Source organism: Autumnicola psychrophila (assembly GCF_031846645.1).
GTDB lineage: Bacteria > Bacteroidota > Bacteroidia > Flavobacteriales > Flavobacteriaceae > Autumnicola > Autumnicola psychrophila.
The window spans coordinates 48,871-60,899 of sequence record NZ_JAVRHN010000001.1 but is presented as its reverse complement, the minus strand read 5'-3'; the positions used below and the strand labels follow the sequence as shown (position 1 = coordinate 60,899).

Annotated in this window: 9 protein-coding genes; 4 read left to right on the top strand and 5 right to left on the bottom strand. The window is 38.7% G+C overall.

What is annotated here, in order from left to right; translation table 11 throughout:
- Positions 1–58: 58 nt before the first annotated feature.
- The 4 genes from gyrB (at position 59) to secDF (ending at position 7,283) form a co-directional block, all read left to right on the top strand.
- Entirely contained in the window at positions 59–1,999 is a 1,941-nt protein-coding gene (gene gyrB, locus RM541_RS00230; RefSeq protein WP_311498250.1) for a DNA topoisomerase (ATP-hydrolyzing) subunit B, read from the top strand.
- Between the two features lie 116 nt (positions 2,000–2,115).
- A complete protein-coding gene (locus RM541_RS00225; RefSeq protein WP_311498249.1) occupies positions 2,116–3,072 on the top strand; it encodes a DUF6588 family protein in 957 nt (318 codons plus the stop codon).
- A gap of 88 nt (positions 3,073–3,160) precedes the next feature.
- Entirely contained in the window at positions 3,161–4,087 is a 927-nt protein-coding gene (gene mdh / locus RM541_RS00220; protein WP_311498248.1) for a malate dehydrogenase, read from the top strand.
- A gap of 166 nt (positions 4,088–4,253) precedes the next feature.
- Complete coding sequence (secDF, locus tag RM541_RS00215; protein ID WP_311498247.1) at positions 4,254–7,283, top strand: protein translocase subunit SecDF; 3,030 nt, start codon at positions 4,254–4,256, stop codon at positions 7,281–7,283.
- 759 nt (positions 7,284–8,042) lie between these two features.
- Here the strand turns inward: secDF and RM541_RS00210 are convergent.
- Genes RM541_RS00210 through folE form a run of 5 tightly spaced genes read right to left on the bottom strand, consistent with a single transcriptional unit; the run spans position 8,043 to position 11,858 of the window.
- On the bottom strand, positions 8,043–8,540 hold the full coding sequence (locus RM541_RS00210) for a DUF192 domain-containing protein (protein WP_311498246.1): 498 nt from the start codon (positions 8,538–8,540) through the stop codon (positions 8,043–8,045).
- The gene (lgt, locus tag RM541_RS00205) at positions 8,537–9,358 is read right to left on the bottom strand and encodes a prolipoprotein diacylglyceryl transferase (protein WP_311498245.1); all 822 of its coding nucleotides are present in this window, start codon (positions 9,356–9,358) and stop codon (positions 8,537–8,539) included. The genes RM541_RS00210 and lgt overlap by 4 nt, the downstream gene beginning before the upstream one ends.
- Positions 9,359–9,414: 56 nt before the next feature.
- Positions 9,415–9,654, bottom strand: coding sequence for a membrane protein insertion efficiency factor YidD (yidD, locus tag RM541_RS00200; RefSeq protein WP_311498244.1), 240 nt, complete (start codon positions 9,652–9,654; stop codon positions 9,415–9,417).
- A gap of 4 nt (positions 9,655–9,658) precedes the next feature.
- Positions 9,659–11,143, bottom strand: coding sequence for a cysteine--tRNA ligase (gene cysS / locus RM541_RS00195; protein ID WP_311498243.1), 1,485 nt, complete (start codon positions 11,141–11,143; stop codon positions 9,659–9,661).
- A 37-nt stretch (positions 11,144–11,180) separates the two neighbouring features.
- Entirely contained in the window at positions 11,181–11,858 is a 678-nt protein-coding gene (gene folE / locus RM541_RS00190) for a GTP cyclohydrolase I FolE (RefSeq protein ID WP_311498242.1), read from the bottom strand.
- Positions 11,859–12,029 lie beyond the last annotated feature (171 nt).

Sequence of the window (12,029 nt, the reverse complement as noted above, 5' to 3'; positions counted from 1 at the left end):
ATGGGTTTTGCTATATTTGTTCGTTACCAAAAATACACGAATTTAATTTACACAATACATGAGCGAAGAAGCCAAGAAAAAACTTTACTCGGCAGATAGTATACAGGCCCTCGAGGGTATGGAGCATGTTCGTATGCGGCCTTCTATGTATATTGGGGATACCGGAGTAAGAGGTCTCCATCATTTGGTTTATGAAGTAGTAGATAACTCTATTGATGAAGCAATGGCGGGCCATTGCGATACAATAAAAGTTACTATAAATGAAGATGGTTCTGTCACCACAGAAGATAATGGTAGGGGTATACCTATTGATCTTCATAAAAAAGAAGGTGTCTCTGCTCTTGAGGTGGTAATGACTAAAATCGGTGCCGGAGGGAAATTTGATAAGGACTCTTATAAAGTTTCCGGTGGTTTGCATGGGGTAGGGGTGAGTTGTGTAAATGCATTATCCTCTGCGCTTAAAGCTACTGTATATCGTGACGGCCAAATATGGGAGCAGGAGTACGAGCTGGGTAAACCACTTTACCCTGTTAAACCAGTGGGGGAAACCGAGCTTTCCGGGACCATGGTTACTTTTAGGCCAGATCCCAGTATTTTTCAGCAAACTGTAGATTATAGTTACGATACACTTTCCAGCAGAATGCGTGAATTGTCCTTTTTGAACAAAGGACTTACCATAAGTCTTACCGACAGGCGGCAAAAAGATAAAGAAGGGAATTTTGTTTCTGAAACTTTTCATTCTGAAGAAGGACTGAAGGAGTTTATAAAATTTTTAGACGGTAACCGTGAGCCTATTATAGGTCACGTTATTTCCATGGAAGGGGAAAAGAATGATATTCCTGTAGAAGTGGCCATGGTCTACAATACTTCTTTTAATGAAAACCTACACTCTTACGTAAACAATATTAATACCCACGAAGGGGGGACGCACCTTTCTGGATTTCGAAGGGGTTTAACAACTACCTTAAAGAAGTACGCAGATGCTTCAGGATTACTCGACAAACTGAAATTTGAAATTACAGGAGATGACTTCCGTGAAGGTTTAACAGCAATAATTTCAGTTAAGGTTGGAGAGCCTCAGTTTGAGGGACAGACAAAGACAAAGCTGGGTAACCGTGAAGTGACATCGGCTGTTTCTCAGGCGGTTTCTGAGATGCTTGATATTTACCTGGAAGAAAATCCCAATGATGCAAAAACTATTGTGCAGAAGGTAATCCTTGCAGCGCAAGCCAGAAATGCAGCTAAGAAGGCCCGTGAGATGGTGCAGCGTAAAACTGCGATGAGTATTGGCGGGTTGCCTGGGAAATTATCAGATTGTTCTGAACAGGATCCTGCACAATGCGAGGTTTTTCTTGTAGAGGGAGATTCGGCAGGAGGTACAGCAAAGCAAGGTAGGGACAGGAAATTCCAGGCTATTCTTCCTTTGAGAGGTAAAATTCTTAATGTGGAGAAAGCAATGACCCACCGCGTTTTCGATAACGAAGAGATTAAAAATATCTATACGGCTCTTGGTGTTACTATTGGAACAGAAGAAGATAGTAAAGCCTTAAATTTGTCAAAATTAAGGTACCATAAAGTTGTGATTATGTGTGATGCCGATGTGGATGGAAGCCATATTGAAACGTTAATCCTGACTTTTTTCTATAGATATATGAAGGAGTTAATTGAAGGTGGGCACATTTATATCGCGACTCCGCCTCTTTATTTGGTGAAAAAAGCTTCAAAAAAACGCTATGCCTGGTCAGAAAAGGAGCGTGATGAAATTGCAGAGAGTTACAGCGGAGGTGTACAAATCCAAAGATATAAGGGTCTGGGAGAAATGAACGCTGAGCAACTATGGGATACAACAATGGATCCTGAACGTAGAAAATTGAGACAGGTGACTATTGATAATAGTGGAGAGGCAGATAGAATTTTCTCAATGCTTATGGGAGATGAGGTTCCGCCTCGAAGAGAATTTATAGAAAAGAATGCGAAGTATGCGAATATTGATGCATAAATTGTATTAAATAAATGATAAACAGGCCGGCAGATTTGCAGGCCTGTTTTTTTTTGTGAAACCTTGCGCAAAATATTTACTATTTTTACACCCCAAATTAAAACTGAATTTCATCCATGAAAAAATTAAAAAATAACATTTTATGTCTTACAACATTGCTATTGGGTCTTTCTTCTTCGGCCCAGGAGGATTTAGTGAATGATTTAAAAGATATAGCTAATGACTTTGCCAATCCTGCAGCTACCAGTATTGCATACCAGGCTAATGGAGGATGGTTTTCTTCTGCGCAAACTCTGGACCCCTGGAAATTTGAAGTTTCCTTGCATGCCAATGCTTTAATTGTTCCAGAAAGTAGAAAATCCTTTACTACTGGTAATTATAATAATCTTAGTATTCAAGGTGGGGCACGTAATGCTATAGTTCCTACAGCTTTTGGTTCTTCCTCTGATGTCGTATTTGAAGGAGAAGTAGTGGGTCAGGATTTTAGTTTTCAGGCTATCGAAGGAGTAGATAAAAATTTTGTGGCGCATCCTTTTGCGCAGGTTACCGTCGGTCTTCCTTACGAAACAGAATTTGCGGTGAGAGCTATGCCAAAATTAACTGTTAACGATGTGCAGGTAAGCCAATATGGCGCGGGAATTAAACATAACTTCAGTCAGTATTTAAGGTATAACAAACCTGAAGACTTTCAGTTTTCTGCTTTTGTAGCCTACAGTCTCTTTGATGTGGAATACGCTTTTGAGCCCGTTGACCTGGCGGAGTTTGCACAATTGAACGCGATAGACGTAGATGCAGATGTATGGACTGCAGAATTATTAGGTTCAAAACGATATGAGAATTTTGAAATTTTTGGAGCTCTTGGAGTTGCAAGCTCTAATTTTTCTTACATGATGCAGGGAAGCAATTTTGGTTTAAGTACAATTAATGAGGCTTTGGAAGATTTAGGAGATTCTGAAGCACAATTTAAAGGCGATATTGGTTTTAATGTATATTTTAATGACTTTAAGGTTAGCACAATGGCTACAGCCGGAAAATTTTTCAATCTTAATATTGGCCTTCATTTCAGGATCTAAGAAGATGTACTTTAACCATTTGTTATTATAAAATCATTAACATAATTCGTATTTTCGTCTTCATTATAAACCGAATAAATTTTAAAGAATGAAAGTTACTATAGTAGGAGCAGGTGCGGTTGGTGCCAGCTGTGCGGAATATGTTGCAATTAAAGATTTTGCTTCAGAAGTTGTTTTACTGGACATTAAAGAAGGGGTTGCAGAAGGAAAGGCTATGGACCTTATGCAGACTGCTACATTAAACAGTTTTGACACTAAAATTACCGGAAGTACAAACGATTATTCAAAGACAGCAGGTAGTGATATTGCTGTTATTACCAGCGGTATCCCACGTAAGCCGGGGATGACCAGGGAGGAGTTAATTGGTATAAATGCCGGAATCGTTAAAGAAGTGTCATCAAAACTAATTGAACAGTCTCCCGATGTGATTCTTATAGTAGTTAGTAATCCTATGGATACAATGACATACCTTGTTCATAAAACTACCAATCTTCCGAAAAACAGAATTATCGGAATGGGAGGAGCTTTGGATAGTGCAAGATTTAAATATAGATTAAGTGAAGCTTTGGAATGTCCTCCGTCTGATGTTGATGGAATGGTGATCGGTGGACATAGTGATACTGGTATGGTGCCTCTTACCAGGCTGGCGACCAGAAATAGCGTACCGGTAACTGCATTTTTATCTGAAGAGCGATTGAACCAGGTTGCTGAAGATACTAAAGTAGGAGGTGCAACTTTAACGAAATTACTGGGTACAAGCGCATGGTACGCTCCCGGGGCTGCAGTGTCTGGTTTGGTACAGGCAATTGCCTGCGATCAAAAGAAAATGTTCCCTTGTTCTGCTTTGTTGGAAGGGGAATATGGACTTAATGACCTTTGTATAGGTGTTCCTGCTATTCTTGGAAAAAACGGATTAGAAGAAATAGTAGAAATCGAGCTTGACGAGGCAGAAAAGAACAAAATTAAAGAAAGTGCTGAAGGTGTAAAGAAGACCAACAGTTTACTGGAGATCTAGTACGAACTTCATAAGAATAGTTTAAGCAGGAAAGGCCACTGATTTAGTGGCCTTTCCTATGCTTAAAAGTTAAAATATTCAAAAAAAAAATATTGGGATTTCATTTTTGAAACCCTATATTTGTCCGTTTTTAAAATAGACCTATTTAATTATAATTTAAGGAATAATGCAGAATAAGGGACTTATCAAAGTTTTTGCAATTTTATTTGGACTGGTATGTCTTTACCAGTTGTCGTTTACCTTTATAAGTAATAAAGTTGAAAACGATGCTGAAGAGTATGCAGAACGAAGAGTTAGTGAAGAAGTAGAGGATTACTCTGAGTTAAGAGATGCCGAGGAGCAGAGATATCTTGATTCTATTGGGAATGAAGAAATAATTGCAGGGATTACCTATAGCAGTGCAAAGGAAAAAGAATTGAACAAAGGTCTTGACCTTAAGGGTGGGATCAATGTTATTCTTCAGATTTCTGTTAGAGATATCCTGAAAGGTCTTGCAGATAATACAAATGATCCTTCATTTAATCAGGCTATAAATCGGGCCGATGAAGCTCAGGAAGATAGTCAGGAAGATTATATTGATCTCTTTTTTGAAGAGTTTAATGATATTCCTGATGCACGTTTAGCTTCTCCTGATGTTTTCTTTAATAAAGCCCTTAGTGATGAAATTAATCCTAACCTGTCGAATGAGGAGGTAGAGGAAATCATTAGGCGTCGTGTTGATGAGTCTATTACTTCGGCGTTTGAAGTACTTCGGAAACGTATTGATAAATTTGGAGTTACTCAGCCAAATATTCAGAGGCTTGGAAATTCCGGTAGAATACTTGTTGAATTGCCGGGAGCTAAGGATGTGAACAGGGTTAAAAATCTGTTGCAGAGTACAGCTCAGCTGGAATTCTGGCATGTCTACAAAAACACAGAACTAGGGAATTTCCTTTTTGAAGCAAACAATGTTTTGGCAGATATCGTGTCTAACGAACAAGATGCGCCTCAAACGACAGATACAACTACTGCGGATACTACAACTGCCGCAGATGAAGATATTAGCGAACTTCTTGCAGATGCTGAAGATACTACAGAAGTAGCCACCGGAAACAATCCATTATTCGAACTTATAAAATCGCCAGGTTTCCAGGGAAGCCCGGTACTCGCTACCTTTGCAGTTGCCGATACGGCGACGGTTAATGATTATTTGAGCAGACCCAGAGTTCGATCTTTGTTGCCGGCAGAGCACCGATATGCGAAATTTGTATGGGGTGTACCAGACGAAGAAACAGGTACTGTTGGTCTTTACGCTTTGAGAGGTAATCGTAATATGGAGCCTCCTTTAAGTGGTAGTGTAATTACAGATGCACAGCAAACGTACGGCCAGTTAGGTAATGTAGCCGTTTCTATGCAAATGGACGGTACAGGAGCTAAGATTTGGGAGGAAATGACTGGTCAGGCTTCAAATCAGCAAAGTAATATTGCTATCGTACTGGATAACATTGTCTATTCTGCTCCCGGTGTTTCCACTGGACCTATTTCCGGAGGTAGAAGTGAGATCTCAGGAGATTTTTCAATTACTGAAGGTCAGGATTTGGCTAACGTCTTACGTGCAGGTAAACTTCCCGCTTCAGCAGAAATTATTCAGAGTGAAATAGTAGGACCTTCATTAGGACAGGAGGCCATTAACAGTGGAGTGCTATCTTTTGTTATAGCACTTATTTTTGTTCTTTTATGGATGGTCTTCTATTATGGTAAGGCGGGTATATTTGCAGATGTCGCTCTAGTGGTAAACATCCTGTTTATTTTTGGAATTCTTGCTGGTCTGGGAGCCGTACTTACTTTACCTGGTATTGCAGGTATTGTGTTAACAATAGGTATGTCGGTAGATGCTAACGTACTTATCTTTGAAAGGATTAAAGAAGAACTTGCTAAAGGTAAGTCGCAGGTAGATGCTATTCGGGATGGTTTTAGCAATGCGCTATCTTCTATTCTCGATGCGAACATAACTACAGGTTTAACTGGTTTTATATTATTAATATTAGGTACCGGACCCATTAAAGGTTTTGCTACCACATTATTAATTGGTATTGCAACTTCTCTTTTTACTGCAATTTTTATTACCAGGCTTTTTATTGACGGATATGGGAAAAATGGAAAATCCCTGTCATTCTCAACCGGAGCTACTAAGAAGTTGTTCACGAATATGAATATAGACTTCCTGGGGAAAAAGAAAATTGCTTATGTAGCTTCTGCTATATTTGTTATTATTAGCATCGGGTCTTTATTTGTACAGGGACTTAACCAGGGTGTTGATTTTGTAGGAGGTAGAACGTATACAGTGAGGTTTGATCAGGATGTTAATCCTACTGAAGTTGAACAGGATCTTGTTGCTGTCTTTGGAAGTGCTGAGGCAAAAACATTTGGTCCAAACAACCAGCTTAAAATTACCACAAACTACCGTGTAGATGATGAAGGAGCACAAGTAGATGAAGAGATTCAGCAAAATCTATATGAAGCTTTACAAAATTACCTGCCAACAGATATGTCATATGACGATTTTACCGCTGGTTCTGGAGATAGATCTCTTGGGATCATGCAGTCTATGAAAGTTGGACCTACTATAGCAGATGATATTAAAAATGCGTCTTTTTGGGCTGTCTTAGGATCTCTTATAGTGGTGTTCCTTTACATTCTGTTGCGATTTAGAAAATGGCAGTTTAGTCTTGGTGCGGTAGCCGCTGTTTTCCATGATGTTCTTATTGTTCTGGGTATTTTCTCCCTGCTTTATAAAGTAATGCCTTTTAGTATGGAGATTAATCAGGCTTTTATAGCTGCAATCCTTACGGTAATTGGTTACTCGCTAAATGATACCGTGGTAGTATTTGACAGGATCAGGGAATTTGTAAATGAGCATACCAGCTGGCCATTGGGTAAAACCATTAACAGTGCACTTAACAGTACTTTAAGCCGTACCTTAAACACCTCGCTTACTACCTTGATAGTGTTGCTTGCAATCTTTATCTTTGGAGGAGAAAGCATCAGAGGATTTATGTTTGCTCTTATTGTTGGGGTTATTGTTGGTACCTATTCCTCTATATTTATCGCTACACCAATCATGTTTGACAGTGTAACAGATAAATCTAAGATAGAGAAGAAAAATAAAAATGAAGATGAAACAGAGAAAGCAGGTACAACTACTACCACAGCTTAAATTCTTGAAAATATAAAATTAAAAAAGGCTTTCCATATGGAGAGCCTTTTTATTTGTAATAAAACTACTGATAATTGTCATATTCAGGCTATCCCTTTCGAGGTTCCCTCTGAATTGACCCTGAAGGTGATATTTGCTGATTCCGAACAACTCTAGGGCCGATAATTGTCAATTTCAAGTCTCCTTTTAAAGTTTAATCTGAATTGATTCTGAAGCTAATGTTTGCATCAGGTTTTTTCTGATTTCGGATAGTTCTAAGGCCGATAATTGTCATTTTCAGGTCTCCCTTTCAAAATTTACTCTGAATTTATTCTGAAGCTGATGTCTGCTTTGGATTTTTGCTGATTTCGGATAGTTCTAAGGCCGATAATCGTCATTTTCAGGCCTCCCTTTCAAAGTTCACTCTGAATTGATTCTGAAGCTAATGTTTGCATCAGGTTTTTTCTGATTTTGGATACTCCTAAGGCCGAAAATTGTCATTTTCAGGCAGCACTCTTAAAGTTTAATCCTAATTTTTGCTGAAGGTGATATTTGCTTCTTGCTTTACCTGATTCCGAAGAACTCTAAGGCCTATAATTGGCATTTTCAGGCAGTACTGCTTAAAGTTTAATCTGAATTTATTCTTAAGATAATATTTACCTCTTGCTTTACCTGATTCCAAACAGCTCTAAGGCCGAAAATTGTCATTTTCAGGCATGCTTTAAAAGGACTGGAGGAGGTAAGGTGTTAAGATGGTAAGGATAATATCGGAATGGATTGTTATTCCTCTGTTTTTACTATAGAAAATGTATCACCTTCTTCAATATTCCATCTCTCCACAAGGCCGGCATTGATCTCAAGAACATACTGTGCGGCTTCTCCCGATCGCAGATGATCTTCATTTAAAGGTTGCGCATTCTCCTGGAAACTTACCGCGGTACTGTCGCTGTTGTAAAAGATAAGATCTAAGGGGAAATAAGTATTTTTCATATAAAAAATACGGGGAGACTCTATGTCGTAAACGAAAAGCATTCCCTGGTGCTCTTCCATACTTTCCCGGTACATTAGACCTGTTTCCCTTTCGTAGTCATCATCGGCAAGTTCGATATCAATTTTCTGAATCGTGTCTCCTTCAGGCTTAATCAGGTATAATTCCGCTTCTTTGGTAAAAACAATAGGTTCTGTTTCTATACTTTCAGGTTGTTCAGAATCACTTTTACACCCGGTAAATAATATTCCGAAGAAGAAAAAAATAAGAAAATAATTCCTGCCAATCATAACATACGTTTCTTAGTGGATCTGAACATGAAATAAAATCCAGCCAATATAAATGGAATGCTTAGCCATTGCCCGGTATTAAGCAGCCATACTGCACGTTCCTCTACTTGTGGCTCCTTTAAGAATTCAATAAAGAAACGAACCGTCCAGAGAAGTACAAGAAAAGCTCCAAAGATATATCCGATTTTAAATCTCTTTTCTGTCTTCCAGTACAAATACCAAAGGAATCCGAAAATTGCCAAATAACAAACCGATTCGTATAACTGGGCGGGATGCCGCGGAAATGTCTCTCCTAAGTTTTGAAAAATAACTCCGTAATCAGAATTCGTAGGTTTACCAACAATTTCTGAATTCATAAAGTTCCCGATTCTTACAAATATTCCTCCACAGGCTACAGGAATAACAACCCGGTCTAGTATCCATAAAACAGGTCTATCTAATATCCTTTTTTTGTACAGGAACATTGCTGCAATTATACCCAGCGCCGCTCCATGGCTGGCAAGGCCTCTAAATCCGGTAAACTGAAATTCGGGTTCGAATTTTACCGGCAGAAAAATTTCCAGCAGGTGATATTGAAAGTAATCCCAGTCATAAAAAATAACGTGGCCGAGCCTGGCTCCAATAAGAGTTGCCAGAACGGTGTATATAAAGAGGGAATCCAGTTTCTCAATTTCAATCTTTTCTCTAACAAATATGCTTTTCATGATATACCATCCCAATCCAAAGGCGATTAGGAACATTAAACTGTAGTAGTGAAGCATAAAGAAACCTAGATCCAGGCCTTCTGAAGGATTCCATTGTATGGCGTTGAATAACATGAAGGGAATTTATTTGTTAGGAGAGTAAATATACATATTTGAACGTTTCTGCCATATCATTTATGTGCAGATTTTGAAGGTACGGGATCATATCCGGAACCTCCCCAGGGATGGCAGCTAAATATCCTTTTTAAACTCATCCATCCGCCTTTAAACATTCCAAACCTCTCAAGGGCAGTGAGTGTATATTGGGAACAAGTAGGAGTATAGCGACACGTGGCAGGGGTTAGTGGCGAAATAAATTTCCGGTAAAATTTTACCAGGATTATAAATGGGTATGCCAGCCACCGCTTCACAGTATCAATTTAAGGAAAACGTAGTGCCTTCTTTTCCATCTTTTAACTGGATGCCCATCTCCTGTAACTGATCCCTGATTTTATCACTCGTGGCAAAATCTTTATTTGCACGGGCTTCAGCTCTCAGGCCTATAAGAAGTTCAATAGTACTGGAGAGTTTATCTGTAGAGTCATTCTTCTCCTCCAGCACATCTTTTAATCCAAGTACATCAAACATAAAGTCCGACATTGTTTTCTTTAAAGCTTCTTTATCTTCTGAAGTAATAGTGGATGCTCCTTCTTTGATGTTATTGATATTCTTAACGGCATCAAATAATTTCGCAATTACTATAGGGCTGTTGAAGTCGTCGTTCATAGCATCATAACACGACTGTTTCCAGTCTTGTAAAGAAAAAGATGATGAGTTGCTCACAGGAAGATTTTCTATAGAATGATAGGCCTCCATTAATCTTTTAAAGCCTTTTTCACTTGCCGAAAGGGCTTCATTGGAAAAATCGAGAATGCTCCTGTAATTAGCCTGAAGCATAAAAAACCGGGTTACGTTTGGCGAGAAAGCTTTATCTAGAATATCATTATTTCCGCTGAAAATATCGTTAGGCAAGATATTATTACCTGTACTTTTGGCCATTTTTTTACCATTTAAGGTAAGCATGTTAGCGTGCATCCAATAATTAACGGGATTTTTTCCTGTTGCAGCTTCTCCCTGGGCAATTTCACATTCGTGATGTGGGAATTTCAAATCCATTCCGCCGCCGTGAATATCAAATTCTTCACCCAGATATTTTGTACTCATAACAGTACACTCCAGATGCCATCCAGGAAAACCGTCACTCCAGGGAGAAGGCCATCTCATTATATGCTGTGGTTCTGCTTTTTTCCAAAGCGCAAAATCCTGCGGATTTCTCTTGTCGCTCTGTGCAGCAAGTTCCCTTGTATTGGCGATCATATCCTCAATGGCTCTGCCGCTTAATTTGCCGTAATTGTTTTTCTCATTAAATTTAAGGACATCAAAATATACTGATCCGTTTGCTTCGTAAGCAAAACCATTTTCAATTATAGTTTTAATGATTTCAATTTGCTCAACAATATGACCGGTGGCTGTAGGTTCGATGCTGGGGGGAAGGTTGTTAAATTTCTCAAGGATGTTGTGAAAATCAATAGTGTAGCGTTGCACAACCTCCATAGGTTCGATTTGCTCAAGGCGTGCTTTTTTGGCTATGCGATCTTCCCCTGTTTCAGCGTCATTTTCCAGATGCCCGGCATCTGTTATATTCCTGACATATCGTACTTTATATCCCAGGTGTTTTAAATATCTGAAAACAAGGTCAAAAGAAATGAAAGTCCTGCAATTGCCAAGGTGCACATTACTGTAAACGGTTGGTCCGCAAACATACATTCCAATATTACCTTCATTAATAGGAGTGAATTCTTCCTTTTCACCCGTCATGGAGTTGTAAATCTTTAAGCTTTGTTCCTGGAAAAGCGCCATAGATACCTTGTTGTTTTAATAATAATTGTACAGCTAGTTAGAAAGTAGTGTCCAGTTTAATGTAATCTAAAAATTCACGTTTGACCTCTTTTTCTTTAAACGCTCCTCCAAACTCACTGGTAACCGTGCTACTTTCGATATCCCGAATGCCCCGGCTATTAACGCATAAATGTTTTGCGTCTATTACACAGGCAACGTCTTTGGTTCCAAGTACGCGCTGTAATTCCTGAACAATTTGCATAGTGAGACGCTCCTGTACCTGTGGGCGCTTAGCGAAGTAATCTACTATACGGTTCATTTTAGAAAGACCAACAACCGATCCGTTGGAGATGTATGCCACATGTGCTTTTCCCACGATAGGTAGTAAATGATGCTCACATGTAGAATAAACCGTGATATTCTTTTCAACAAGCATTTCGCCATACTTGTATTTGTTATCAAAAGTTGATGCTTTAGGCTTTCTCTTTGGATCAAGACCAGAAAAAATTTCATTAACAAACATCTTTGCCACTCGCTGTGGTGTTCCTTTTAGGCTATCGTCGGTCAGGTCAAGACCAAGAGTCTTCATGATGCTGTTTACATCCTTTTTAATAAGTTCAATTTTTTCAAGGTCACTTATTTCAAAAGCATCATCACGAAGAGGAGTTTCAGCACTACTACTTGCGTGCGCTTCTCCAAATTCATCTATTTCATTCAAAATCTTATCTATTTTCATCCTATTTTTACAATAATAGTCGTAAACCGGGAGTTTAGCTTGCAAAGATACATATTTATAAGCTTTTAGGAGAATAGTTAATTGAAAGCCTAATAAAAAGTATTAGGATTTTATTCTTTAATTTGCAGCAGAGCCAATATTTAATGAAACCTAAGTTTTTAATACATTTAT

Coding starts and splice junctions, on each gene's coding strand:
- gyrB (WP_311498250.1), top strand. CDS start 59: ATGAGCGAAGAAGCCAAGAAAAAACTTTACTCGGCAGATAGTATACAG.
- RM541_RS00225 (WP_311498249.1), top strand. CDS start 2,116: ATGAAAAAATTAAAAAATAACATTTTATGTCTTACAACATTGCTATTG.
- mdh (WP_311498248.1), top strand. CDS start 3,161: ATGAAAGTTACTATAGTAGGAGCAGGTGCGGTTGGTGCCAGCTGTGCG.
- secDF (WP_311498247.1), top strand. CDS start 4,254: ATGCAGAATAAGGGACTTATCAAAGTTTTTGCAATTTTATTTGGACTG.
- RM541_RS00210 (WP_311498246.1), bottom strand. CDS start 8,540: ATGATTGGCAGGAATTATTTTCTTATTTTTTTCTTCTTCGGAATATTA.
- lgt (WP_311498245.1), bottom strand. CDS start 9,358: ATGTTATTCAACGCCATACAATGGAATCCTTCAGAAGGCCTGGATCTA.
- cysS (WP_311498243.1), bottom strand. CDS start 11,143: ATGGCGCTTTTCCAGGAACAAAGCTTAAAGATTTACAACTCCATGACG.
- folE (WP_311498242.1), bottom strand. CDS start 11,858: ATGAAAATAGATAAGATTTTGAATGAAATAGATGAATTTGGAGAAGCG.